The 26427-nt window shown below is 43.0% G+C and carries 18 protein-coding genes, 2 tRNA genes and 1 rRNA gene; 7 read left to right on the top strand and 14 right to left on the bottom strand.

Annotation, left to right across the window (positions count from 1 at the left end; translation table 11 throughout):
- Positions 1–12 precede the first annotated feature (12 nt).
- Positions 13–126: ribosomal RNA gene (gene rrf, locus JMX63_RS06230) — 5S ribosomal RNA — on the top strand.
- 370 nt (positions 127–496) lie between these two features.
- On the opposite strand, the gene JMX63_RS06225 is transcribed toward rrf, so the two are convergent.
- Positions 497–2215 carry a hypothetical protein gene (locus JMX63_RS06225; protein ID WP_201571609.1) on the bottom strand — a complete coding sequence of 573 codons (1719 nt, stop codon included), beginning with the start codon at positions 2213–2215 and terminating at the stop codon, positions 497–499.
- 121 nt (positions 2216–2336) lie between these two features.
- On the opposite strand from JMX63_RS06225, the gene JMX63_RS06220 reads away from it, so the two are divergent.
- From JMX63_RS06220 to JMX63_RS06210, 3 genes are all read left to right on the top strand, one after another.
- Positions 2337–2750: an OsmC family protein gene (locus tag JMX63_RS06220; RefSeq protein WP_201571607.1), complete on the top strand. Its 414-nt coding sequence runs from the start codon at positions 2337–2339 to the stop codon at positions 2748–2750.
- Between the two features lies 1 nt (position 2751).
- A complete protein-coding gene (locus JMX63_RS06215; RefSeq protein ID WP_201571605.1) occupies positions 2752–3216 on the top strand; it encodes a flavodoxin family protein in 465 nt (154 codons plus the stop codon).
- Positions 3217–3423: 207 nt separating this feature from the next.
- Positions 3424–4083, top strand: a complete 660-nt coding sequence (locus JMX63_RS06210; RefSeq protein ID WP_201571604.1) for a DUF938 domain-containing protein — start codon at positions 3424–3426, stop codon at positions 4081–4083.
- Positions 4084–4197: 114 nt separating this feature from the next.
- On the opposite strand, the gene JMX63_RS06205 is transcribed toward JMX63_RS06210, so the two are convergent.
- A complete protein-coding gene (locus tag JMX63_RS06205; RefSeq protein ID WP_201571602.1) occupies positions 4198–4989 on the bottom strand; it encodes a dienelactone hydrolase family protein in 792 nt (263 codons plus the stop codon).
- 559 nt (positions 4990–5548) lie between these two features.
- On the opposite strand from JMX63_RS06205, the gene JMX63_RS06200 reads away from it, so the two are divergent.
- Both JMX63_RS06200 and JMX63_RS06195 read left to right on the top strand, forming a co-directional pair.
- Entirely contained in the window at positions 5549–7636 is a 2088-nt protein-coding gene (locus tag JMX63_RS06200) for a catalase (RefSeq protein ID WP_201571600.1), read from the top strand.
- Positions 7637–7965: 329 nt separating this feature from the next.
- A complete protein-coding gene (locus JMX63_RS06195; protein WP_201571598.1) occupies positions 7966–8754 on the top strand; it encodes an MBL fold metallo-hydrolase in 789 nt (262 codons plus the stop codon).
- A gap of 87 nt (positions 8755–8841) precedes the next feature.
- Here JMX63_RS06195 and JMX63_RS06190 read toward each other — a convergent pair.
- The 7 genes from JMX63_RS06190 to leuS form a co-directional block, all read right to left on the bottom strand.
- Positions 8842–8917, bottom strand: a tRNA-Lys gene (locus JMX63_RS06190).
- A gap of 158 nt (positions 8918–9075) precedes the next feature.
- A tRNA-Lys gene (locus tag JMX63_RS06185) sits at positions 9076–9151 on the bottom strand.
- Positions 9152–9345: 194 nt separating this feature from the next.
- Entirely contained in the window at positions 9346–11295 is a 1950-nt protein-coding gene (locus tag JMX63_RS06180) for a MacB family efflux pump subunit (protein ID WP_227673259.1), read from the bottom strand.
- A gap of 270 nt (positions 11296–11565) precedes the next feature.
- A complete protein-coding gene (locus JMX63_RS06175) occupies positions 11566–12891 on the bottom strand; it encodes an efflux RND transporter periplasmic adaptor subunit (protein WP_201571595.1) in 1326 nt (441 codons plus the stop codon).
- Positions 12892–13169: 278 nt separating this feature from the next.
- Complete coding sequence (locus JMX63_RS06170; protein ID WP_201571594.1) at positions 13170–14270, bottom strand: DNA polymerase III subunit delta; 1101 nt, start codon at positions 14268–14270, stop codon at positions 13170–13172.
- 159 nt (positions 14271–14429) lie between these two features.
- Positions 14430–15146, bottom strand: coding sequence for an LPS-assembly lipoprotein LptE (locus JMX63_RS06165; RefSeq protein ID WP_227673258.1), 717 nt, complete (start codon positions 15144–15146; stop codon positions 14430–14432).
- Positions 15147–15212: 66 nt separating this feature from the next.
- The gene (gene leuS, locus JMX63_RS06160; protein WP_201571593.1) at positions 15213–17900 is read right to left on the bottom strand and encodes a leucine--tRNA ligase; all 2688 of its coding nucleotides are present in this window, start codon (positions 17898–17900) and stop codon (positions 15213–15215) included.
- A gap of 226 nt (positions 17901–18126) precedes the next feature.
- Here leuS and JMX63_RS06155 point away from each other — a divergent pair, with 226 nt between their 5' ends.
- Positions 18127–18498: a Spx/MgsR family RNA polymerase-binding regulatory protein gene (locus JMX63_RS06155; protein WP_201571592.1), complete on the top strand. Its 372-nt coding sequence runs from the start codon at positions 18127–18129 to the stop codon at positions 18496–18498.
- A gap of 128 nt (positions 18499–18626) precedes the next feature.
- On the opposite strand, the gene argB is transcribed toward JMX63_RS06155, so the two are convergent.
- The 5 genes from argB to JMX63_RS06130 all read right to left on the bottom strand — a co-directional run bounded on the left by argB (position 18627) and on the right by JMX63_RS06130 (position 25829).
- Positions 18627–19538: an acetylglutamate kinase gene (gene argB / locus JMX63_RS06150; protein ID WP_057758912.1), complete on the bottom strand. Its 912-nt coding sequence runs from the start codon at positions 19536–19538 to the stop codon at positions 18627–18629.
- A 77-nt stretch (positions 19539–19615) separates the two neighbouring features.
- Positions 19616–21418 (bottom strand): phosphohexomutase domain-containing protein, encoded by a 1803-nt coding sequence (locus tag JMX63_RS06145; protein WP_201571591.1) that lies wholly within the window; start codon positions 21416–21418, stop codon positions 19616–19618.
- Positions 21419–21556: 138 nt separating this feature from the next.
- Positions 21557–22021: a dUTP diphosphatase gene (gene dut / locus JMX63_RS06140; RefSeq protein WP_201571590.1), complete on the bottom strand. Its 465-nt coding sequence runs from the start codon at positions 22019–22021 to the stop codon at positions 21557–21559.
- Between the two features lie 214 nt (positions 22022–22235).
- The gene (gene mgtE / locus JMX63_RS06135) at positions 22236–23639 is read right to left on the bottom strand and encodes a magnesium transporter (protein WP_101206268.1); all 1404 of its coding nucleotides are present in this window, start codon (positions 23637–23639) and stop codon (positions 22236–22238) included.
- A 156-nt stretch (positions 23640–23795) separates the two neighbouring features.
- On the bottom strand, positions 23796–25829 hold the full coding sequence (locus JMX63_RS06130) for a UvrD-helicase domain-containing protein (RefSeq protein WP_201547616.1): 2034 nt from the start codon (positions 25827–25829) through the stop codon (positions 23796–23798).
- Positions 25830–26427 lie beyond the last annotated feature (598 nt).

Genomic DNA, 26427 nt, shown 5'->3' with positions numbered 1-26427 from the left:
CTAACCCCCTTTGCTGACGACAATAGCGCGATGGCCCCACCTGATCCCTTCCCGAACTCAGAAGTGAAACATCGTAGCGCCAATGGTAGTGTGGTTCGCCCATGTGAGAGTAGGTCATCGTCAGCTCCTTATACTTAAAAAGAGTCATCCTTAATTGGGTGGCTCTTTTTTTTTATCTTTTATTTCTAGTGACCTACGTAGCAATTCCTATTTAAGGGTGAGCAAGGAGTAACGACTGTCTGGGAGAAAGTCGTCCGTAGCGCAAGACGGAAGGCTATGCCTGTAGATAGCTCTTGCTTTGCCTTAATGGCGCTTTTCTCGTTTGTCAGCTCTCTATTCTAGATAAAGCCCCCAACGATCACGCGATGAGGGCTTTTCTTCGTCTGTAGATTGGTGCTGAAAAGCTACTAGTAATTGAGTTCATGAACTTTCCCTATGATAGTCAAATAAGACTCTTATACGAAAAATTTGTCTAGAAAATATATAAAACAACAGATCACGATACATGTTTCTTGTCGAATATAAATACGTTGTGATGAATTGCTTCATTAGTCTTTTGAATATTAAATGTTTTCTTATCTTCAGGTAATCGTAGTACTTTTGGTAGTCGTGCTATTGCCATTTTTTCATTAGCAATGGCATAGTGACGATAGTATTCATTTAAGATTTCATTGCAGTCAAATTCTACGTAAACAATATTATCATTATGTTTTTTAGCTAAATTTATTATGGACAGAAAAAACTCATTTTTCGCTTCATTTTTTGAATGTTCCACATCTTCTAAAGTATAATTTGGTGGGAAACCGACCTTTATTTTTTGCCAAATACTACCATTTTCCTTAGTTTCAAGATAAAATTTTAATTTTTCTTCTAATTGATTCAACTTTATCAGGTTCTGTTCAGTACTATCGAAAGCTTCCTTAACAATTGCAATTATTTCTTTAGAAGCATTAGTGAAATTTTTAATCTCAAATTTTTTATCCTCTAATGAATCATAAATCGTATCTAGAAAATATTTGAAGCTAATTAGCCTGGCAATCATAATTTCTACATTAGATGAGTATGTAGCGATAGGTCTTAATTGAAAGTTTTGGAGATTATCTATAAGTTTATTAAAAATTTTAGTCAAATAATAAAATAAATAGTATCGATCATCACTATCAGTGACTGCATTATTAATTATATTAGGTAATTTATTCAAAATCGAAATTGTGATTTGGTGCTCATAGTCATTCATACGCTTACTGATATGATACTCTGTCTCTTCGCCGTCTTTTTTCAATTCTTTTTTGAGTAGAGGTATAATTTGTGTCTTACAGAGATGTTGTGCTTCTGCTATAAATTTGATGATTGTGTCTGATACACCAGCATCCAAAGTGTATAGTCGACTTGTACAGTATTTAACGTGTCGTATATAACGTTCTTCATCCATAAGCTCTTTTCTAATGACAACGTGTGTCAGATATACAAATAAATCATTACTACCGCCATCTTCATGTAAAAAACGTTTAATAGAATAAGGATTTTGTCTTGATTTGTCGGCAATACCTATTAAAAACCAGTAACGCTCACTTTCAATGACAAAGAACTTTTTACGCTTTGCCTCTCTTTTTATAATATCGGGTAATTTGTCTTGTTCCTGAAAGTCTATATCAGTAGAATCCCATGCGCGAAAGTCTCGCCCCTGAATCTTTTGCTTAATAAATACTTCTTTAAAGTATGTTTTTACGATATCAGTATTTAAGTGCCTTATACCAGGTTGTACTATAAGATTTACATTATCGATCCAAAATGCTAAATCGTACAAAAATGCTTTTTTTATACTTTCACGACTTTTTTGGTCTAAAATATGATCACCTATATCAATACGGTTAAGATAATCGATCATCGCCTCTACTTTATCAGCAAGTTCAATAGCATCATATGAATCCGGCTTAGACTCAATAAATTTCAACATCTGTATAGCAATTGCTTTTAGCTCTCGATGACGAATTGCTGTTTTAGATAACAAACTTCTCAAATCATCTGGAATAATATAAGTAAAATTTGGGCTAATGTTCCTTTTTGATAATATTTTTTCGTACACACTTTTACGACTGGGTATATCGAGCTGCGGCAAAATACTGATAAGAATGGTTTTCCAGTTACCACCTAATGCTGGGTCTATCGATTTTAATTGATAAACTTGGTATTCTGAGAGCTCATACACATACATATTACAATTTCCTTTACAGAACTAATGTTTGCACAAATGCTCGCTATCTTAGCATCTATCAAATAACTATCACAGCATCTTTATTTCTCAGGCAGCTAGTTTAATAAACTAAGGCAAGATTATGACCACCTCAAAAGTAACCTACCAAGGCAATTTACGCACCCAAGCCATTCACCTACAGTCGAATAATCAAATCATCACTGATGCGCCGACGGACAATCATGGTAAGGGCGAAGCGTTTTCTCCGACTGATTTGCTAGCGACCAGTTTGGGCAGTTGCATCTTAACGATTATTGGTATCAAAGCCGAAGCGATGGATATCGATATCTCAGGTACGACTGCAGAAGTTACCAAAGTCATGGCTGCCAAACCAAGGCGTGTGAGTGAAATACATGTCGTGGTCAATTTTGCTAAGGCATTGGATGAGAGTACTTTAAAGCGATTTTATAAAACTGCGTTGACCTGCCCAGTAGGCAATAGCTTGGATCCTGAGATTACTCAAAACTTAGTGTTTAACAATGGCATAGAAGCCTAATATGTCTACTAAGACGTTACTCATCGTCGCTCATGCGCCATCGCCCAATACTCAGAAATTGGCGCAGGCGGCTTATGACGGTGCCAATCATCCTGATATAGATATCAACGTCATTTTGAAATCACCGCAGGATACGCAGCCTGAAGATGTATTGGCTGCTGATGCGTTACTGCTAGGTACGACTGAAAATCTGGCGTATATGGCAGGGCTGACCAAGGACTTTTTTGATCGTTGCTATTATCCCGTGCTAGAAGAGAAGCAGGGTATGCCATTTGCGGTATATATACGGGCAGGGCATGATGGTACAAGCACCAAACTTGCGCTCAAAACGATTACAACGGGGCTACGTTGGTCATGGATTCAAGAGGCGCTGTTACTACAAGGCGATTGGCAAGAGAGCTTTGTTGAGCAAGTAGAAGAGCTTGCTATGACGCTTGCTGCTGGGGTAGAGGCAGGTATTTATTAGTTGTGAGTTGTGAGTTGTGAGTTGTGAGTTGTGAGTTGTGAGTTGTGAGTTGTGAGTTGTGAGTTGTGAGTTGTGAGTTGTGAGTTGTGAGTTGTGAGTTGTGAGTTGTGAGTTGTGAGTAGGCGGCCACTAGGGCAATATAGACAGCGCTTATTCATCTACTGCTATCAATACTGAAAGCATAACAAACGGTCTGGGAGGATGGTGATGCATGACGATAATCTGGATAGTGATAATCCAAATAATAAAGTAGATATTTCTGCATTGCCATTTTCTCAAGCGTGTGAGAATAATAAACAGCCTATTTTAGAAGTACTACAAAGCGAGCTGCAAGGCTCTAATCATGTATTAGAAATTGGTTCTGGAACGGGGCAGCATAGTGTTTATTTTGCGCCTCATTTGTCACATTTAAAATGGCAAACTAGTGATGTCACTGGTAATCATCGCCATATAATCGCTTGGCACAATGCCTATCCTGCACCTAATTTATATGCCCCTTTAGCGTTTGATTTGAGTACGGATTCCGTACCTGTCAATAGCCAGTTCAACTTACCTTATGATGTGATATTTACCGCCAATACTTTGCATATCATTAGCTGGGCTTTGGTCGAGCGATTATTTGCATTGGCTAGTGATGCGCTACCTGTTGACGGTAAGTTGATTGTCTATGGCCCATTTAACGAAGATGGCAAATATACCAGTGAAGGTAATCAGCGATTTGATGCGATGTTGAGAGCAGGTAATCCTGATAGTGGCATTCGCGATAAAGAAGATGTCGTTAGTTTAGCAAACGCTCATTATCTACAACTTTCGAAAACGTATGTAATGCCTGCTAATAATCAGCTATTGGTATTTCGGAAGAATTAAATGTTTAAGGTTGCATAAAAAAGACACCTCAATGGATCGTTATCAGATCTTAATTGAGGTGTCTTTTTGTTTGGGCTTGTTTATATTATTACTGATTCGACTTGTGCTGTTAGGTTATTTATATTCTTCTGCTAAAAAATCTAAGTAGCGTTTCCAAGATCGTTCATCAGCGCGGGCGTCATATCTATCGCTGCCAAATACGCTAAAGGCATGTGGTGCGCCGCTGTAGGTAACCATTTCGTGAGGTATCTTGGCTGCTTCTAACGTCTTGCCCAAAGTCGCAAAGCTCTCTAGCGAGACGGATTGGTCAGCAGAGCCGTGAAATACTAGGATTTCTCCTGTAGTTTTGTCGTAGCTTTGACCGGTTGGAATATCGAAGGCACCGTGGAAGGGTACAAAGGCTTTTTGCTCAAAACCTGAGCGTGCTAACTCTAACGCGACTGTACCACCAAAACAATAACCCATAGTCGTGCCTTTGCGCACATCATTGCCTTGTAGTTGTCCTGCTGTCAGTGCCCCTGCCAATATGCGACGCATCTTATTACGGTCATCATATAGTTCGCCAGTTAGGCGTTTATTTTCTTCGATAGAAGTGGGACGAATGCCTTGTCCAAACATATCGGCCGCCAATACGTTGTAGCCTTCAGCCGCTAACATATCAGCACGTTTGCGCTCATAGTCAGTTAGACCATCCCAATCATGAATCAATAAGATAAAAGGGGCATTAGCTTTGTCCGCCTTGGCGTAATAGCCTTCATACGCTTTATCATCGACCGTATAGGTCACGTTTTTGGCCGTGATAGCAGCAGCCGTTTGACTGAACGTTAATGCCATTAGACCCATTGACGCGCCTACTAACAATGAGTGATAAGGTTTTTTAGTCGGGGAGTTTAGAGTTGGTAACATGGTAGGTAGCCTTATAGTTATATAAAAATAGTCGCATCATCAAATCCCTATAAATCCGCTACATTGTCATCCTCGCTAACCATACTAAGGTATAGCTTGCGCTCGGTTCTCTTGTATCGAAATTATCTGAATCCAACGATATAAAAAAGATAAATATAAGGCTAAAACCATGCCAATTTATTTATCAATAGTCTCTGGTACTTCATAAAAAGCATACCTTAAAGAATAACTACATTACAAGATTCTATTGTTAACGTTTATGTGCCTTTAAGACCAACTAAAGCAGCTGGCTTATAGCGTCTATAGACCTTAACCAAACATCAACAAGGTTTACTATATACGCAACTATATTTGACTTATTTTTTGGGTAGTATAAGTCCTAAGCCTATTATTCCTTTACGAATTTTAGTGCGGTATCAATTTAACGATCGGCAATGCTGAAAACATAGATAAATAAATGATAGATGAAGTCACCACTATCTCAAAGGATATCAAACCTGTGTAGGCACTCTTTTAATGATTTAAAAGAGCACTCTCAATCTATTAGCTAGGACTTTTTATGAATAATAATATCGATCATACGGACCCCGCCAAAGACATGAACACGGAACGTGGCAATGGCGGTGAAACCCATCAGCGTGCAGGCGACGACACTAAAGTATTAACCACGCAGCAAGGTGTGGCCATCGCTGATAATCAAAACTCTCTAAAAGCAGGCTCACGTGGGCCGACGTTGTTAGAGGATTTTGTATTACGTGAAAAAATCAATCATTTTGACCATGAGCGTATCCCTGAGCGTATCGTCCATGCTCGTGGTAGTGCAGCACATGGTTATTTTGAGCTGACAGAGTCATTAGAAGAATATACGACTGCTAAAGTATTGACCGAAACAGGTAAGCAAACGCCACTATTTACGCGTTTCTCAACGGTAGCAGGTAACAAAGGTTCAAAAGATACGCCACGTGATGTGCGCGGTTTTGCAGTGAAAATGTATACAGAAGAAGGTAACTGGGACATCGTTGGTAACAATATGCCAATCTTCTTTATCCAAGACGCGATGAAGTTTCCAGATTTGATTCACGCCGTAAAACCAGAACCAGATCGCGGTTTCCCGCAAGCAGCTTCTGCTCATGATACGTTTTGGGATTTTGTCTCATTAAGTCCTGAAACCATGCACAACTTGATTTGGCTGATGAGTGATCGTGGTCTGCCACGTAGCCTACGTATGATGGAAGGCTTCGGTATTCATAGCTATCGCTTAATCAACAAAGATGGTAAGAGTACCTTTGTACGTTTCCATTGGAAGCCAGTATTGGGCGTACAGTCAACCACATGGGATGAGGCAGTGAAAATCTCAGGTGCGGATCCTGACTATCATCGCCGCGACTTGTTTGAGTCAATCAACAACGGTGACTATCCTGAGTGGGAGTTTGGCGTACAGTTATTTACTGAAGAAGAAGCCAATGAGTTTCCGTTTGACCATCTCGATGCGACCAAACTGATTCCAGAAGAATTGGTACCAGTAAAAGTCGTGGGTAAAATGGTATTGAACCGCTATCCAGATAATTTCTTTGCAGAAACTGAGCAGGTAGCATTCTGCCCATCACATCTGCCACCGGGTGTTGATTTTAGTAATGACCCATTATTACAAGGTCGTTTGTTCAGTTATCTAGACACACAGCTATCACGTCTAGGGTCGCCAAACTTTGCCCAGATTCCTATCAATGCGCCAAAATGTCCGTTTGCTAACAATCAGCAAGATGGTCATATGCAGATGCAAGTGCCTAAGACGCGTGTACTCTATGAGCCCCAAAGTCTAGATCCAACTCGTCCTCGTGAAAGCGCTAAACGTGGTTTCAACTCATTCCATGAGCAACTAGATGATGGCGTAAAAGGCCGCGTACGTGACGAGAGCTTTGCCGATCATTATAGTCAGCCACGTATGTTCTATCGTAGTCAGACAGCAACTGAGCAAGCACATATCGCCACCGCTTATGCGTTTGAGCTAGGTAAAGTAGACACAGCCCATGTACGTACGCGTATGCTTAGCCATTTGATTCATATCGATGAAGACTTGGCCAATCGCGTAGCAACGGCATTGGGTATGGAGCTACCAGAGCCAGCTGATGCAGCTGCACCTGTCCAAGACTTAGGAACTTCTAAAGCGGTACAAACTATCGGTCTAACGCCTGATAGTCTAAAAGGTCGTATGATCGGTATCTTGGTTGCAGAAGGCTCTAATAGTAGTGAAGTCAAAAAGTTCGAAGATGCTGCCAAAGCGCAGGGTGCTAGTGTCAAAATCGTAGCGCCTAACAAAGAAGTCGTATTGGATGATGGTACCCGTATACAAGCTGATGAGCGCCTCGCTGGTGGTCCGTCAGTGATGTTTGATGCCATCGTTAGTATCATCATGCCTGACCAAGCTAAAAAGCTGGCAAAAGACAGCTCAGCACTAGATTGGTTCAACGATGCGTTCAACCATTGCAAAGCCATCGCCTATTGCGGCGCGACTGATGAATTTATCCTAAGTAAACTCCCAGTTGAAAAAGATGAATTTGTAACGCCATTGGCTGAGCTAGATGCCTTTATCAGCAATGCTAAGTCTCGCCTATGGGAACGTGAGCCAAAGGTTCGTGATCTTGCATAGTTTATAAGTAGGTAATTTACGAATTATCCAAAATACTAAATAAGATACTAAGTGTTTCCTTAAACCCAGCCTAAGCGCTGGGTTTTTTGCTTTTTACTAATAAGGTGAGAGTTATCATGGATAGAATTATATAGGCGGTTATGAGTAGTAAGTTGTCCATAGTTAATTGTTAGCCGCATCGTCTCTTTATGTCGCCTTACTCTTGTATATAGTCACAAGCGTTCACTCAAAGTCATTTCATTTGTGGTGACGGGCGCTATACTAAAGATTGGCTATAAAACTGAACAAAAGCCTCACAATAATAATGACGAATGAGGTAGGGAACACCAATGAGTCTATGTGAAATTGTACGTTTAGAAGGATATATCCAGAGTAGCTATCTGGCAGTATATCCAGATAAAATAATGCTGTTAGATGGCTGTTGTCGTGCTGATGTACCGATGGTGCTTGACTATATTGAGACAACATTGAAACGACCCATCACCGACCTAAAAGTAGTAGTAGTCACGCATATGCATCCGGATCATGCAGGCGGTGCGAATAAGTTTCGAGAAGAGACTGGCTGCCTGATTGTCTCAGCTGATAAAAAGAAGCAGTGGTATAGCGGTATTGGCGGGTGCACGATGCACTTCGTAGATATACATCTAGGATATTATGTGGCCAGACGTCAAGGTAGGCCATTTAAAAACCTATATTACTCGGCAAGTCTGAAACCAGATATCACCGTCACAGATGGTGAGCTTGTGCCACACTTTGATGAATGGCAAGTATTAGAGACCCCAGGTCACACGGATCGCGATTTGTCTTTGTTTCATCTGCCCAGTCGCGAAGTATATACCGCTGATTTAATCATTAAGTTGCGACACAAGTTCGTAGCACCATTTCCTGTCTACTACCCTAAAGACTATGTTCAATCGCTAAAAAAAATCAGGGCATTGCAACCGTCAATGGTGATGATGGCACATGGTCGAGAGCTAGCGATGAGTGAGGCAGAGTTCGATGAGTTTATTGCTCATGCACCTAAGCACCCACGTACCATCAAAGATACGATCAGACACAAACTACTATGGCGCAAGAGAGATAACTTTAGACTATTTAAACGCAAGCATAATAAATAGAGGTATATAAAAGCTAAGAAACAACATTTAAAACGCCCAGACGAAAAAAAGCCCAATTACTAAGATAGTAACTGGGCTTTCTAAATATGGTGGGCTGTCCGCGACTCGAACGCGGGACCAATTGATTAAAAGTCAACTGCTCTACCAACTGAGCTAACAGCCCTGAAGAGTATATAAAAAAGCGATGCTTTTTAACTCTACAAGAGAAAATTCTAACTAAAGAACTTTCTAAAACTAAACATCTTAACGATGTCTTTTAAACTAATCTTTATTAGTCTACTACCGTATAGGGTAGTAGACTAATAAAGATTAAACTAAATATGGTGGGCTGTCCGCGACTCGAACGCGGGACCAATTGATTAAAAGTCAACTGCTCTACCAACTGAGCTAACAGCCCTAACGTTTAAAGTGTTTGTATCCCTAAACGTGAGAGCACATTATATATATTATTATGACAATTACAACCCCACATGATAAAAAAAGTGTAATTCTCTTATAAAATCGCCAATTTATTCCAGTTTCTTTAAATTTTTGCCATTATATCGATATTGACTGCTCTATTTTTGGCTAAAGCGAGTCAATAATCGATTATTAGTCTCGAGAAAGTGCTTCAACAGGATCTAATTTGGCGGCATTACGTGCTGGCAAGAATCCAAATACTACGCCAATTAACGTCGAACAAACAAAAGCAGCAATAATAGAGGTTGATGAATAGATAACTTTGAAATTATCACCGCCCACACTATTAATTAATTCACCAATGGCAAAGGCCAGTCCGATACCAATCAGTCCCCCTAAAATACAAACCAAAACGGCCTCAATGAGGAACTGCTGCATGATATCGCTCTGACGCGCGCCCACTGCCATACGTACGCCAATCTCGTTAGTGCGCTCGGTGACAGAGACTAGCATAATGTTCATTACTCCAATACCGCCGACGATCAATGAAATAACAGCGACTGATGAAATAAGTAGAGTCATCGTTCCTGTCGTCGACTCGATTGTTTGACGAATAGAGTCTGAATTACGCAGCTCAAAGTCATCTTTACCATGGCGACTCTCTATTAAATCAGAGATGGCCGTCTCTGCGGCACTAGAAGAGATACTGTCATCTAACAACGCCACAAAGCGGTCGATATTGGTACTACCAGTGACGCGCGACATCACCGTTGTATAAGGCATATAGATGGTAGGCGTCGTCACACTGGGACCAAAGCCACCATCGCTCTCTTCGAGGACGCCAATTACGCGTCCAGGTACACTACCAACCAGTATCACCTCACCAACAGGATTATCAATATCTGAGAAAAAGGTCTGTTTAGCGTTGTCATCGATGATGATATCTTGACTACGTAATGTAATGCTTTTTGCATCAAACCCTTGGCCCAATGTTAATGTCTCACCAGTGACGGTTAGATAGTCTTCACCAACGCCATTGACGGTAGCATCCTCTTGTATATTACGATAGCGGACACTAGAGCTGGTATTTACCTGAGGGCTGACACTGATAATATAGGGCTGATTGCCGACCGCCTCTGCATCTTCTGGTGTCAAATTGTCATCATTATAGCGGCGTCTAGGATCGCCTCTAGGGTAGCCATCATTGACGGTAATGGTATTGGTACCTAACGAGCTGATATTGGCAAGGATTTGCTGCTGAGAGCCTTGTCCAAGGCCTACGATAGATACGACTGCGGCAATACCGATAATAATGCCGAGCATAGTTAGTAGAGTACGCATCTTATGCGCGCGCATGGCAAGCAAAGACATTTTGAAAGCTTCAAGCAGTCGATCAATAAAACTACCAAAGGCACTTTTTCGATGCTCGCCAAGGATAGATTCTGGTTTTTTGTCTGTGTGCTTATAATGCTCAGTTTGATAGTCAGCGATGACATGGCCATCTTTGAGCTCAATCACACGCTCCGCTTGTGCTGCTAGTTTTGGATCATGAGTGACCATGATAATGGTATGACCTTGTGCGCTGAGGTCATGCAAAATCGCCATGACATCTTCGCCAGACTTACTGTCTAGGGCACCAGTTGGCTCATCTGCTAAGATAACATCGCCACCATTCATCAGTGCACGAGCGACAGAAACACGCTGCTGCTGTCCACCTGAGAGCTGATTGGGACGATTGTTGACCTTATTGCCAAGGCCGAGGTCAGTTAGTAGCTTCTCAGCACGATTGGTGCGTGCCTCGGTATCCATGCCCGCATACACGGCAGGGACGGCGACGTTGTCTTTGGCACTGATATCACCAAGCAAATGATAGCGCTGAAAAATAAAACCAAAGTGCTCACGGCGCAGTTCTGCTAGCTGATCGGCATCAAGCTTACGGGCGGATTGACCATAAATCTTATAATCACCAGCAGTGGCTTGATCTAGACAACCTAAGATATTCATCAAGGTGGACTTACCAGAGCCTGATTGTCCAATGATGGCAACCATCTCACCTTGGTGAATCGTCAGATTGATATCATGCAAGACGCGAATGGTTTGCTCACCAGCAGGGAACTCTCTGATAATGCCAGACAGCTCCATAATGGGCTTGCCTGATGCAGGATGGTTAGCGGTATTGGTTTTTGCCGGATTACTTAAGTTATCTGAGCTGTTTGAAGGGTTAGCAGTAGTGTGTGACCCTAAGTTTTGAGCCGTGCTACTTTCAGAGCTATCTTCACTCGACGGTTTAGGAGATTGAGATATAGTCATAGCAGTGTCTTTAATAAAGGCTAATAAGCGTTATAGTGTTGTTATGAAAGGGCTGCTATGTTTTTAGCAAGCCTTTCTTACTCAACATAGTCAAAGCACAAGTTACATTTGAGGTCCACCAGGTACGCGGCCGCTATCTGATTTCTTACCGCTCTCTTCACTGATGATTACTTCTTCCCCTTCTTTCAAACCACTTAAGATTTGCGCATTTACTCGGTTATCAATACCGACTTCTACAGTACGCTCTTCTACGGTTCCGTCATCTCTTAATACACGTACAAACTTGCCAGTGGCTGCTTTGCCTTTTTCTTTACCTTTAGTTCGCTTTTCTTGTATCACTGTTGATGGTACTAATAGAGTATTTTTGGCTTCGTTGACGATGATATATATCTGTGCCGTCATATCGATTCGAAACAAGCGGTCAGGGTTTGGTACTTCTACGTAGCCGACGTAATAGATAGCAGCGTCTGTCGAGCTGGTGCTACTGATCTGCTCTGGGGCAGGTTCGATAGCGGTTAATGTCGCATCATACTGTTTGTCTGGATTACCGATAATATTGAAATAAGCAGGCATACCAGCACTGACGTTAATGACATCAGCTTCTGAGATTTGCGCGTTGATACGTACGGTCGATAAATCTGCTAACGTCACCAATGTGGGCGCCGTTTGGTTAGCATTGACCGTAGTACCTTGCTCAGTCGTAATAGAAACGACTGTACCTGATATTGGTGCACGAATCGTGGTATAGCTTAGATCTTCTTCAGCAGTACTGACGTTGGTTCGTGATTTGCGTAATGCTGCTTGCTGACTGTTGATATTGGCTTCTGTGGTCGCAATCGCGGCTTTAGCTGTGTCGATAGCCGCACGTGCATTGGCAACGGCTGCTTTTGCAGTCTCGACACTGGTCGCCTGCGTGTCATATTCTTGTTGTGAGATAGCATCGATAGCGACTAAGTCTTGCAAACGCGCAAAGTCAGACTGTGCTTGTTTGAGCTCAGACTGACGGCTGGCAAGATCAGCATAGGCACTTTTTAGACTGGCTTGTTTGCTCAACGATTCTGCTTGCGCACTTTGTAGCGCGGCTTCGCTTTGCTCAAGACTGGCTTGTTCATTGCTCAGGCTGTTCTTCTGAGTCACTTGATCAATCTGCGCAATCAAATCGCCTTGCTTGACTTCGTCACCGACTTCAACGTACAGGCGTTTTACTTCACCAGATACCTGTGCCCCTACATCGACGGTATTTAACGCTTTTACTTTACCAGATGCCATGACATTGTTTTCAATATCACCGACTTCAACGGTTGCGGTTAAGTAGTTGGGTGTGGTTTCTTCTGGTTTTAAAAAAGTATAGGCCAAAGCCCCTAATGCTACGATAATTAAGGTGATGACACCCCATTTGATAGCAGACTTTTTGCTTATTTTGCGCATGATAACAATCCAATCACAATTAAATCAAGTGTAGATATAGTAGAGGCTTCACCTACAAAAGGGAATGGAAATTAGTTTACGAAAGGTTAAGGCCTATGTAGTACAGATAACATGACAGAAAATAAGTGGCTGCTAATGGTTGGATATTAGAAAGAATATATTTAGCAATGGATAACAAAGAGGTGTGTTTTAGAAAATGTTTTCAGTAGGATGACTTTGACAAAAAAGTAATAGAAAGGGGGAAAATAGAAAGGCATGCCCAATCATTAGCGACTCGTCTATCGCATCGCAAACAAGCGCTTACCTGCCAGCTCCAATGCTGCTTGCAATAACAGCTCCCATGCTGGTTGGCGAATAAGGCCTTTGATGGCTTGGTCACAGCGATAGAGCAGAGCAGGCCATTCGCTCGTTTGTTCTTTTGACTGACGGCGACACGCTTGTTGGTATAACCCTTGCTTACTACGCCAAATGCCTAATGCTTGAGGGTCTTGACCATCCATCAGTTGCATAATTTGACGCATGTCTTTGCTGATAGCCCAGAGCACTAAAGTAGTGGGCTCATCGGTCGATTTTAGCTGGAACATGATTTTGGCGACCTGCGTACTATTACCCGCGAGCATCGCATCAGACAAATCAAACACACTAAACTGCGCATCGCTGACCAACGCTGCTTGTAGGTCTGCAATATCCAATGCCACATTATTCACAGGTTGTGAAAAGCTATTAGATTGTTCGGTACTGTTGTCAGTAGCACTATCTTCACTAGTACTGTTATTAGCAACTAGCTGCGGTGCAAACAAATAGGACAGCCGCCATAGGGTTTGATAAGCACTCAATAGATGATGCTCAGTGTGTGACATGAGTAGCTGCCAGGCCTCTTGAGACAGTCGTAAGCCAAACTTCTGAGCTTGTATTTGTAGTAGCTGTTGGCGCTGCTGCTCATTGTATAAATTGCAATCAATGACATTGCCATATTGCGCAAAAGGAGCAAACCATTTGCTGCTCTGGCTGCGTTTGTCTTGCTTAGGTGTAAGCCACAATACACTATGACCGTGTGTGCCCGCTTGTGCCTCGATCGCAAAACGTTCCAACTCGGCGATAACTGCTTTGTCAGGTTTATGGTTTCCCGTCACGATTAAGGCGCTGGCGTCATCAAATAAAGACTGACTGCCAAGCTCGGACAGTACTTCCTGCCAACTCTTGACAGAAATCAGCTCTATACGTTTGATTGCATAATTCTGCGCGCGCCAGTGTGGGCGCAGCGCATCTATCAACCATTGACTCAGTAGTGGCTCGTCACCGTGCGCCAGCCACAAGCCCGCTACCGCAACGGAAGGCTGCAGTAGTTTTGGATAGGCCTTTATGAAAGTATCTTGCATAGCGTGGTGTTACACAGGTTGATGAGCAGGTAATACCAATTCCAAAAATATGATTAGTAGCATCAAGCTAGCCCAGTCTACTCAAGGTAGTACTTACACTCGCTTAGTTTGCTACTCATATTTCTAGAAATGGTATCGTTTGATAATCAGAACGACTAACTATTCCGGTTGTGGTACGACGACAACGGTTGGTGTCACGCCTTTATTCATTTGCAGAGATTGTTTGGCAGCAGGTGCAACTTTTGGAAGCGAGATAGCAACATACTGGTCAGTGATACGGCGAGCTAAAGTATCATAGAGCCAATCACGAGTCTGATCGCCTTGCTGATCGTCAGTACTAACAGATGCTTCGTTGTACTGGTAGCTTCGCTCGACCTGAATGGGGTTGCTTAGTGTTACAGGCCTACCATTTTCCATCGTTTGATAGCTGACATCTGCTGATAGTACCAAGCGAATCTCTGTTAATACGCCAACCAATTCGTAACGCTTAAAACGTACATTACGAATGTCGATAGCGGCAATAGACTCAGCCCCTGCTTGTTGGTTATTACGAGCAACTTCTTCTGAGCTCATATTACTAATAACATCGACACCTAACGTCTTCAGGCGACGCGTCAATGGTAGTTTCAGCGGGAACGAGGTGCGATTGTCTTCGATAATGACCGCTGTTTTTTCGACGTCAAGCAGCATCGCTGAGTCGTAGCCACGCAGCTGAAAGCCGCAGCCGCTAAGAGCAGCGGCTGCACCTACCACGGCGAACATTGGCAGCGTAGCAAGTAAGACTGCTCCGAACTTTTGGCCATGGGACTTTTTGTTAGCTAGGCTGTATGCGCTTAATTCTGGTTGCGGCTGCTCAGCTCGATGCTTGTATGACATAAACGCTATCCTCATATGATAAGAAGGCTTAGAGCACTAAGCCTAAAATACTTAGCTCAAGATACCTCAGCCTACAACCACGATGTTAACCAGTTTGTTAGGAACAACGATTTCTTTTTTGATCTCGCCCGTGATGAATTTTGCCACGCTTTCCATAGTGCGAGCTTGCTCTTTTAGCTGCTCAGGATCGCTGTTTGGTGCGACATCCATCTTACCACGCATCTTACCATTGACCTGTACCACCATGGTGATCATGTCCTGTACCAGCGCACTTTCGTCCACGGTTGGGTAGTCTAAAGTTAAGGTATCAAGACCCAATTGCTCAAGCAAATGCTCACCGACGTGCGGCGCATAGACAGACAGCATAACCAGCAGATTGGTCAACGCTTCGTGTTTGACGTGCAGCTCTTGCTCATTACTCGCGTTAAAGCCAGTCAGCTCATTAGCAAGTTCCATCAGGCTTGATACTGGCGTGTTCAATGCCAGACGATCACCCAAATCACTATCAATCTTAGCAATCGTTTCGTGCGTTTTACGGCGTAAGTTTTTGGCTTCTTTGCTTAGACCGTCTGTGTTCAAGGTAGCACTGTTCAGCGTATCAATGCTGATATTGGCGGCTGTTAGCGCTTGCATATGGTCGGTTGCAATGCGCCATACTTTTTTCACAAAGTTATAAGGGCCTTTTAGCGCGTCATCTGACCATTCAAGCGTTTGATCCGCAGGCGCAGTAAATAGCGTATATAGACGAACCGTATCAGCACCATATTTATCAATGGTTAGCTGTGGATCTACGCCATTGTTTTTTGACTTAGACATTTTTTCGATTTTGCCAATCGTCACTGGCTGGCCGTCAGATTTTAAGATAGCTTTGATTGGTTGACCGCGTTCGTTGAAGTCAATATCGATATCTTCTGCAAAATAGTAGGTCGTACTGCCATCCGCATTGACGCGATAGAACGTACCAGCAAGCACCATGCCTTGAGTCATTAGATTGGCAAATGGCTCATCACCTGTGACTAAGTTTTCGTCACGCATTAGCTTATGGAAGAAACGCGCATACAACAGATGCATTACCGCATGCTCGACACCGCCAACGTATTGATCAACAGGCAACCATTTATTGGCAGCAGACTTGTTGACCATATTTTGCGCATCATTTGGGCTAGCAAAGCGTGCATAGTACCAGCTAGATTCGACAAAAGTATCAAAGGTATCGGTTTCGCGCTCAGCAGGATTACCACATTTAGGACAAGTGGTATTGACAAACTCTGGTATATTTTTAAGTGGGTTACCTCGACCATCAGGTACGACATCGGTTGGCAACACAACCGGCAAATCTTGCTCTTCAACAGGCACAGTACCACAATGCTCACAATTGATCATTGGAATAGGGCAGCCCCAATAGCGCTGGCGAGACACACCCCAATCACGTAGGCGGTATTGAATTTTTTTCTTAGCCAGCTCTTTTGGCTCAAGCTTGGCTAGCATTGCTTCAAATGCTTGCTCAAAGTCTAGACCGTCAAACTCACCTGAGTTAACCAAAGTGTTGCGTTCAGTATAAGCAAGATTCACTTCACTATCGTTCGCTGTGGCATCTGCTTTTAACTCATTAAAATAGCCATCAGGGGTATTAATGACCTGTTTGATTGGTAGGTCGTACTTCACCGCAAATTCATAGTCGCGCTCATCGTGAGCAGGTACTGCCATGACTGCGCCTGAGCCATAGCTCATCAGCACGTAGTTGGCGACCCAAACAGGCACTTCTTCACCAGTCAAAGGATGCGTCACAGTGAGGCCTGTATCCATACCGATTTTTTCAGCTTTGGCCAAATCAGCCTCAGCGACTGAGCCTTTTTTGCAAAGGGCACAGAATTGAGCGATTGCGTCATCTTGCTCAGAGGCGTACTGTGCAAGTGGATGCTCTGCGGCAACAGCGACATAAGTCACACCCATCAAGGTATCAGGACGAGTGGTGAACACATCTAAGGTGTTTTCTTCGCCAGCAAGCTCATAAGGGAAGTGGACTTCCATACCGGCACTACGACCAATCCAGTTACGCTGCATGGTTAGTACTTCAGATGGCCAATGACCTTCTAGCTGATCCAAATCATCTAATAGCTCATCAGCATAGTCAGTGATGTTGAAGTAGTACATAGGGATGTCGCGTTTTTCGACCGCAGCACCACTACGCCAACCTTTGCCATCAATAACTTGTTCGTTTGCTAAGACAGTGTTGTCAACAGGATCCCAATTGACCGTCGACAGCTTTTTGTAGACCAAGCCTTTTTTGTACAATTGCAGGAATAACCACTGCTCCCACTGATAATACTCAGGGCTACAAGTGGCAAACTCACGTGACCAGTCAATAGAAAGGCCTAGCAATTTAAGCTGCGCGCGCATGCTGTCAATATTGGCAAATGTCCATGCAGCGGGTGGAGTCTGGTTAGCAATTGCTGCGTTTTCTGCTGGCAAGCCAAAACCATCCCAACCCATTGGCTGCATGACTTCATAGCCTTTGAGACGATAATAACGGCTCAATACGTCAGAAATCGTATAGTTACGGACGTGGCCCATATGCAGCTTACCACTTGGATAAGGGAACATCGACAGCATGTAACGGCTTGGCTTGTCGCTTGGCTCATTGCTTACTTCAAAGCGCTTGTCAGTGGCCCATTTGGTTTGCTGCGCGGCTTCTATCGCTTGTGGGTTATAATAGTTGTTTTCTGTTTGGTCTGCTGTCACGGCGTTGCTCATAGTCGGCTCGAAATTGGTTGATACTGATTTATTTAATACGGATTTGTTTAATACTGATCAAAATAGGTGGAATTTGACAATGCCATAGCATAGCGTAATTTGGCGAAAATTGCGACGATATGATGCAGTTGCTTACTAGGTTTGACGATTAAAAGTAATGCATTCTCTATATCCAGTCAGCCTTAGGTATAATAGACAAATTAATGAATATTTATGAGGATTTATCATGATCATCACCATTTACGGTATCAAATCTTGTAGCACGATGAAAAAAGCGTTTACTAAGCTAGACGAATTAGATATCAGCTACGATTTTCACGATTATAAAAAACAAGGTGTTGAGAAAGAAGCAGTACAGCGCTGGGTAAATGAGCTAGGTATTGATAAAGTGCTGAATAAGCGAGGTACGACATGGCGCAAGCTAGATGACAGTCAAAAGCAAGCGGCTGATGCTAGTGTAGACAGCGCGATAGATTTACTCGTGGAAAATACCAGCATGATTAAACGTCCAATTGTAGAAGGTCAGTCGGCAGATAAAGATCAAGCAGTATTACTATGCGGCTTCGATGAAGCGGAGTTTGATAAAGTTTTTTCGTAACATTAATCTATAAAAATCAAGCTATGCTGATTTTTCAAATATGAAAAGGCACAAAAAAGCCCGAGCGTTTATATCAACTCGGGCCTTTCTACACTTAGCTTTTTTACATTTAGTATTGCTATATTTTTCTAGCTCAACGATGAGTCTATCTCTCGACTAATGAGCGTACCAACCCCTTCGTTGGTGAAAATCTCAAGCAAGGTCGCATGAGGGACACGGCCATCAACGATTACCGCGCTTTTGACGCCGCTACGTACCGCATCAAGCGCACATTGGATTTTGGGAATCATACCGCCTGAGATAGTACCGTCTTCGATTAAGCTATCGACTTTCTTTGGCGTGAGTCCAGTCACCACTTCGCCATCACGGCCCAATACGCCTTTGATATTGGTTAATAGCATCAGTTTTTCTGCTTGTAAAAACTCTGCCACTTTACCTGCGACTAGGTCAGCATTAATGTTGTAGGTGTTACCTTCAGCGTCAACGCCAAGTGGCGCGATTACAGGGATAAAATCAGAGGCAATCAACATGTTAATCACGTCTTTATTGACGCTGACCACATCACCGACGAATCCTAAATCAACTGGTACAGCGATACCGTCTGCGCCAATTTTTTCCATCATCAGTTTTTTGGCTTGAATCAAGTTGGCATCTTTACCTGTAAGACCAATCGCGCGACCGCCATGTTTATTAATCAGGCTAACAATCGATTTGTTAACGCTACCGCCCAAGACCATCTCGACGATATCCATGGTGCTTTTGTCAGTGACACGCATTCCATCGATACGGTCTGATTGACGTCCGAGCTCTTTTAGGAGGTTGTCAACTTGCGGGCCACCACCATGTACGACTACTGGATGCATACCGACTGTCTTTAACAAAACAATATCGCGAGCAAATGAGCTCTCAAGCTCAGGGTCGGTCATGGCGTTGCCGCCGTATTTTACGACGATGAGTTTATCAACAAAACGCTGGATATAAGGCAGAGCAGTGGTCAATACTTCAGCGGTGTTTTTGGCATCATCTAAATTAAGCGTCATTACAAACTCCTAAGGGCCGGGTTTAAATTGGTTGTTTTTCTATTATGTCTAATGAGACAGCTATATGTCTTATGAGGCTACTCCGCAGGAATAGCAAGAATCTGTTCAGCTAGCGCTGCGTTAAATGGTCGGCATAAAGTGGCAAATGTCGCCTGAATATCTTTTAGGTCATCTACACTGTCACCTGCAAAGCGCGCGGTCAGGCTATTGCTGGTATTTGATTGACGCAGTACGCCAAAACCATGCGCAAAATCCAAACGCACACCATCGATACAGCTCAGCTTGGTTCCTATAGGTAATAATTCATGCGTCTGTTTTAATGCTATTTGCACCTTCGCAGTAGCGCAAGTACACGCTGATGACTTGCATGTCGTAGCGGGCAAGCAAGAGTTCTTTCGCTGCTGACTAGATGAATAATCAGTATGAGTAGACATATCTACTAGATACTGCAAGTAATGACAAAATCTCGTTAGCTGCTCTACAAGTGAGCAGTCGGTAGTAGTCGTCTGCGGCATTGGCAAGTAATGGTCAGCAGTACTGACAATAGTAGGCAAGCTTTGGATGATATCTGATAGTTGTTTTTTATCATTAATATCATTATGAGTTTGGTCAAGCCAATGCAGCAACCGTAATGCAGCATACATCGCATCATCATAAGGGATAAAGCGGCTGTCATTAAAGATGAAATGCCCTGATAATTCACCAGCGAAGACAATTTGATTGTCAGGATGCTGTACCTGCTGGCGCATAAAGCTGCTGCCAGTCTTGCTAATCACAGGTGTAGTACCAAGCTCAGATAACAGTCTTGGTAAATGATGGGCGCACTTAATATCGAAAAGAACTTCAGACGCTAATAAAGAGGCGCTAAGAGAGTTAGGATGTTCAGTAATAGCAATACGTGCCAGTAGATAGAGCAAATGATCGGGCGTAACTATTTTGCCGTTGTTATCAACGATCATCAAACGATCGCCATCGCCATCAAACGCCAAGCCGATATCTGCTACGTGCAGCACAACGGCTCGTTGCAATTCGTTTAAGCGGTTTGGTTCGGTAGGGTCTGGATTACCAAGGGGGAAATTGCCATTGGGGGTATCATTGAGAAAAATAACATTCTGGCAAAAACGTTCGAACAAGCATTGAGCAATGCTACCAGTTGCACCGTGCATACAGTCAATAACTATGACCAAATCAAGTTTATAAGCGTTTTTTTGATTGGCTGCAGTTGCCGAGTGATTGTGCTGAAATAATTTTTCAAATACCTGCGCAATAGCATCGATATATACATTACCTACTTGATTAGTAGGTGATTGCTCAAGCAAATCTGTTGGCAATTTTGAGTCGTAGTTATTATCAATGCTTTCAATGTTTTCTGAATGCAAGACAGAATTTTTAGCTTGATTATCGGGATAGGTGTGATGACCATGATTGGCGGTGAGTTGATGATAGAGCGTCTGTATCTCTGAGCTGCTAGGGGACTTGTTATTTACTAACCATTTGATGCCTAGTATGTCTTTAGCAGAATGGCTCGCTGTTACGACAATGCCATGACCTTGATACTGCATTGCCCAAAATGCCATCATCGGCGTGGTAACCAGACCTAACTGGATTACGCGTAAACCATGATGAGCTAGTACAGTAGAGAGTGTATGTGCAATGGCTTCACTACCAATGCGCATATCATAACCGATAACGACAACATTCTGCTTAGTCTCAACAGAGGTACTAGCATTGATATTTCGAGACGGTTGGCTATCTTGGACATTGTAGAGAGTGGCAAAAGCATCGCCTAACGCTTGTATAAAACTGCTAGTAAAATACTGGTTGATACCACGAATATCATAAGCACGGAATAAGGATTGCTGCGCCGCAAAAGGTGGCATTGCTTACTCTCCTTATAACCGTGATAGGTGTTCAATGATAAATAAAAAATGAATAGCGCAAGGTTTTAGATATAGCTCAAGCAAAATTCTAATCGCTATCTAAAAAATTACTAGCAGGTTTGACCGTCAAAATAGCTACTATTGACGACCTGAATGTCCAAACCCGCCTGCACCACGTACGCTTTCATCACTGAATTCTGCAACCACTTCAAACTCAGGACGCGCAACAGGTACCACGATGTACTGTGCCATACGCTCAGCTGGATTAAGAATAAAGTCCTCGCTACTACGGTTCCAAATACTAACCATCAGCTCGCCTTGATAATCGGCATCGATTAACCCAACCAAATTACCCAAGACGATACCGTGCTTATGGCCAAGACCTGAACGCGGTAAAATCATACCTGCATAATTAGGGTCTTGAATATAAACGGCAAGACCTGTACCTATTAAATGGGTTTCACCTGCTTTAATCGTTAATGGCTCATCGATGCAAGCACGCAAATCAATACCTGCACTGCCATCGGTGGCACGAGTTGGTAAAGAAAATGCTTTATCTTCAGTAATTTTAGGGTTTACCACTTTAACTTGTACAGCTTGCATAACACACTCACTTAACGATTTGATGGTTTTTAAATTATGATTTAAAACCAGAGCCTTGAACTATGGTCTAAATAAACCTTATTCGACATTTTTATATAAATAACAGTTCTATATTTTAATTATTCAGTAATTCAGTAATTCAGTAATTCAGTAATTCAGTAATTCAGTAATTCAGTAATTCAGTAATTCAGCAATTCAGCAATTCAGCAATCAACTAGAGTATCAACACGCTGGCCAATCCTAAAAATGACATAAAGCCGACGATATCCGTAACGGTCGTTAGGATAACCGAGGCAGATAGAGCAGGGTCGATATTCATTCGCTTTAGCATCAGCGGTATGCTGATCCCCGAGACATTAGCCGCAGTCATGTTGATCGCAATGGCAAAACCGATGACGGCACTGATCTTAATATCATGAAACCATAACTGAGCAATAAACGCCATAATTATCGCCCAGATGATACCGTTTATCGCACCCACCCATAGCTCTTTATTCAACAGCCAGACACGGTTAGAACCACCGATTTGACCCATCGCCATACCGCGGATAACGACCGTCAGCGTTTGCGAGCCAGCAATACCGCCCATACTGGCGACCACTGGCATCAATATCGCTAGCGCCACGACTTGTGCCAATACTTCTTCAAACTGTCCAATCACTGCTGCGGCTAAAAGGGCGGTACATAAATTGATACCTAGCCAGACGCTACGGCTTTTAGCACTGGTTAGGATAGGGGCAAACAGCTCTTCATCTTGGCTAACACCAGCGAGGTTTTTCATGGTGCTGTCGACATCATCTTGGATGATTTCCATGATGTCTTCACCGTTTAGTTGACCAACCAGCTCACCGTGGCTATTGATGACGGGGGCAAAACGGATGTCCTCTGAACGAAAAATCGCGGCAGCATCTTGAATATCCAAGCGATCATTAATTGTAATGGCAGTATCAATCAGCTCCGAGACTAATGTATTCTGTTTATGCTTAATTAAGTCTACTAGACTGAGCAATCCTAGCAATTGCTGGCTTTGATCGACAACTAATAGTTCTTGGCTCTCGTCATCGAGCAGGTCGTCGTTTTCACGCAGCCACTCTTGTACATCTGCTAGGTAGATATCATCCCTTATCTGAATAATATCAGGATCCATATAGCTACCTACTTCCCAGTCGGCATAAGTATCAAGCTTATTGACTTGGACCCGAGTCTCTTCGTCTAGCGTTGCCATGACTGAGGTACGTACGCTCTCAGTAACAGTGTCCAAAATCTCAGATATATCTTGCGCATCAAGATCTTGGGTAAACAAGGAGATTTCTTGAGAAGAAATGTTCTCCATCAATGGCTGGCGCGTATCGACATCTAGCTCGGCAAGTACCTCACCTTTGATGTGCTCTGGCACCTGCGCCCAAATCAACAGACGGTTTTGAGTTGGGAAGGACTCTAGTAGGTTGGCAATCTCATATTCGGACTGTTTTTCCAAAAACTCTGTAATGGCCTCGTATGCTTTATCAGCAACCAAACCCTGCAGATACAGAAGCTTATATTCGGCACTATACTCAGCCGAGTTATAATCTCCTGACAGCATGGCGGTTCGTTCCTGATTGGGCGTGGGGGTAGGCATAAGTGTTCCAAGTTTTTACAGTCGAGTTTTTACAGTATATGAAGAACAATAACAATAACGATTATATCAATCGTTTTTTGCGCAGTCTAAAGCGTGTTCTCGCAAGCGTTTTACTTAGGTGTTTATTACTCAGGTGCTTAAATGTCTTGATTAAGATTAACGCTTACCCAGTAACGCTCGAATATTGGCCAGATATTCATCAGCGACGGCTTCTGGGTCTTTGGTCGCTTTTTTCTTTTTCGCTTTGGCAGGCCAGTCAATATGATCCTCAGGCAGCTCATCCAAAAATCTTGATTCTGAGGTAACGCGCATTTGACCACCAGCACGGCGCTGGGTCGCGAGCGTCAATGTCAGCTCACGACGCGCACGGGTAATGCCCACGTACATCAGACGGCGCTCTTCTTCGACCGTCTCACTCATGATAGAGTTGCGATGCGGCAGCATCTCTTCCTCAAGCCCCATGATATAAACAAAATCAAACTCCAAACCTTTTGCCGCATGTAAGGTCATCAAGTTGACTTTGTTGGTATTCTCTTCTTCTTGCTGTTGCTCAAGCATATCTAGCAATACCAGTTTACGAATGATGGTATCAATCGTCCGATCTTCGTCTTCTTCAGCACGATTAATCAAGGACTGAATACTGGTGTAGAGCATATCGATATTATCAATACGGTTTTTTTCTTGTTGCGGCGTTTTGGCATCGCTACGGACAAAATCAATATAACCTGTCTCATCAATCATCTGGCGTACGATTGGTACAGGGTCTGGGTGTTGATCCAGCTCACGCGTATAGTGCTCAATGAATTCACCAAACTCTTTTATCGTACCATAAGCCTTTGATGGCAATACATGAGTCAGACCAGCGTGGGTACAAGAGGCCAGTAGCGATATGCTGTGCTCTTGCGCAAACAAACCGAGTTTTTCTAGCGTGGCTGGTCCCATACCGCGCTTGGGTGTATTGATAATACGCAAAAACGCGCTGTCATCTTCAGGGTTCAAAATCAGGCGTAGATAGCCCATGATGTCTTTGATTTCACTACGCGCAAAGAATGATTGACCGCCTGATAATTTATAAGGCACTTGCAGCTGGCGCAGTTGTGCCTCTAGCATACGTGCCTGAAAGTTGCTGCGGTACAGTACGGCATACTGTTCCCACTCATTACCAAAGCGCAGCTTGTGTGTGACGATTTCTTTGGCGACACGCTCGGATTCATCGTCGTCATTACGGCAGTTAATGATGCGGATTTTTTCGCCTTGACCTTTATCTGACCATAATTTCTTTTCAAATAAATGCTCGTTATTTAGAATAACGGCGTTGGCAGAGGTTAAGATACGTGTGGTTGAGCGATAGTTTTGCTCAAGCATAACGATTTTCAGCTTCGGAAAATCTTCTTTTAGCAATGCCATGTTTTCAGGCTTCGCCCCGCGCCATGCATAGATAGATTGGTCATCATCACCTACCACGGTGAAGCGACCTTGCGGCCCGACCAAGTATTTAATCATCTCATACTGCGCTGTATTGGTATCCTGATACTCATCGACCAATAGATAACGAATACGGTTCTGCCACTTGTCACGCAGTTCTCTATTTTCACGCAATATTTTGGTTGGCAATACAATCAAGTCATCAAAATCGACGGCATTATAGGCCCGCAAATTACGCTCATAAAGCGCATATAGCGTGGCAAAAATCATGTCTTCTGGATCGTCTAACGTCTCCATCGCCTTGTCAGGCTCGACCAAGTCATTTTTCCAATCAGAAATCATTTTGATGGCTTTACCGACCAACTCGCGGCTTTCAGCGCCACTCAAGTTGTCGCGCATCATCAGCTCCATCAAGAGGCGCTTACTGTCATCGCTGTCCATAATGGAAAAATTGCCTTTTAGCGGAGTATGAATCAGCTCATAGCGCAAAAACTGTAGACCAAACTGGTGAAACGTCGACACCGTTAGCCCGCGCATTTTTTCGCTTGGTAGCAGTTTGCTTACCCGTGCTTTCATTTCACGTGCCGCTTTATTGGTAAAGGTCACGGCGGTGATGCGCTCAGCTGGCATGTCGCATTCTTGGATTAGGTAAGCAATCTTACGCGTAATCACAGAGGTTTTGCCGGAGCCCGCACCTGCAAGTACAAGTAATGGACCAGATACGTAGAGCATGGCCTCGGATTGTTTGGGATTGAGTTGACTCATAACGTGACCTGTAAGACAAAAGCAAAAAAGAGGGTAGCGCTGATATGAAAAAGATAGATAAACGCAGCACGCATCATCAAAACTTGTATCATTGCGATATTTTAATAATCTTTATTATAAGAATAATAGAATTTAAGGTTTGATGATGGCATATCATAAAAATCTGGTGGGTCATTATAAAGCAAAAATGCTCACTTTGGGGGAGGACTTGGGTGACGAAAGTGGGGTATTCGGACACTTGATTTTTGACAAATAGCGTGGCAGTGTTTGCTCGTAGCCAAAAGTACGGATTTGGGGCTAATATAAGGTAAGGTCTATATCATAATTCACAGTAAAAAAAACACATTTTTTTTACACAGAAAGTGACCGTTCAATACAGTTAAAAACTAGCTTTTAGGCACTGATATGCGTATAGTACGTAAATAATTTATGCCAGTTGTCACGTCATTGTTGACCACGTGTAATGAGCTATTAAATCAATTAAGTAAGCAGTCAGATATGATATTGATTTAATACGTTGATCTTACGTTGTTAGAAGATGCGTTGGGCGACCAGCCTTTATCCGCGCGCATACCGGAATCTCTACAGTTGGTCACGT

The organism is Psychrobacter nivimaris, from assembly GCF_904846365.1.
In the GTDB taxonomy this organism is placed as follows: domain Bacteria; phylum Pseudomonadota; class Gammaproteobacteria; order Pseudomonadales; family Moraxellaceae; genus Psychrobacter; species Psychrobacter nivimaris_B.
This window is presented reverse-complemented; position numbering and strand designations above follow the sequence as displayed.

Excerpts from the sequence above, each read along its gene's own strand:
- JMX63_RS06195 (WP_201571598.1), top strand. The coding sequence starts at position 7,966 with ATGAGTCTATGTGAAATTGTACGTTTAGAAGGATATATCCAGAGTAGC.
- JMX63_RS06220 (WP_201571607.1), top strand. The coding sequence starts at position 2,337 with ATGACCACCTCAAAAGTAACCTACCAAGGCAATTTACGCACCCAAGCC.
- dut (WP_201571590.1), bottom strand. The coding sequence starts at position 22,021 with ATGCAAGCTGTACAAGTTAAAGTGGTAAACCCTAAAATTACTGAAGAT.
- JMX63_RS06215 (WP_201571605.1), top strand. The coding sequence starts at position 2,752 with ATGTCTACTAAGACGTTACTCATCGTCGCTCATGCGCCATCGCCCAAT.
- JMX63_RS06165 (WP_227673258.1), bottom strand. The coding sequence starts at position 15,146 with ATGTCATACAAGCATCGAGCTGAGCAGCCGCAACCAGAATTAAGCGCA.
- JMX63_RS06225 (WP_201571609.1), bottom strand. The coding sequence starts at position 2,215 with ATGTATGTGTATGAGCTCTCAGAATACCAAGTTTATCAATTAAAATCG.
- JMX63_RS06155 (WP_201571592.1), top strand. The coding sequence starts at position 18,127 with ATGATCATCACCATTTACGGTATCAAATCTTGTAGCACGATGAAAAAA.
- JMX63_RS06145 (WP_201571591.1), bottom strand. The coding sequence starts at position 21,418 with ATGCCACCTTTTGCGGCGCAGCAATCCTTATTCCGTGCTTATGATATT.
- JMX63_RS06175 (WP_201571595.1), bottom strand. The coding sequence starts at position 12,891 with ATGCGCAAAATAAGCAAAAAGTCTGCTATCAAATGGGGTGTCATCACC.
- JMX63_RS06130 (WP_201547616.1), bottom strand. The coding sequence starts at position 25,829 with ATGAGTCAACTCAATCCCAAACAATCCGAGGCCATGCTCTACGTATCT.
- JMX63_RS06200 (WP_201571600.1), top strand. The coding sequence starts at position 5,549 with ATGAATAATAATATCGATCATACGGACCCCGCCAAAGACATGAACACG.
- mgtE (WP_101206268.1), bottom strand. The coding sequence starts at position 23,639 with ATGCCTACCCCCACGCCCAATCAGGAACGAACCGCCATGCTGTCAGGA.
- JMX63_RS06210 (WP_201571604.1), top strand. The coding sequence starts at position 3,424 with ATGCATGACGATAATCTGGATAGTGATAATCCAAATAATAAAGTAGAT.
- leuS (WP_201571593.1), bottom strand. The coding sequence starts at position 17,900 with ATGAGCAACGCCGTGACAGCAGACCAAACAGAAAACAACTATTATAAC.
- argB (WP_057758912.1), bottom strand. The coding sequence starts at position 19,538 with ATGACGCTTAATTTAGATGATGCCAAAAACACCGCTGAAGTATTGACC.
- JMX63_RS06170 (WP_201571594.1), bottom strand. The coding sequence starts at position 14,270 with ATGCAAGATACTTTCATAAAGGCCTATCCAAAACTACTGCAGCCTTCC.
- JMX63_RS06205 (WP_201571602.1), bottom strand. The coding sequence starts at position 4,989 with ATGTTACCAACTCTAAACTCCCCGACTAAAAAACCTTATCACTCATTG.
- JMX63_RS06180 (WP_227673259.1), bottom strand. The coding sequence starts at position 11,295 with ATGGAGCTGTCTGGCATTATCAGAGAGTTCCCTGCTGGTGAGCAAACC.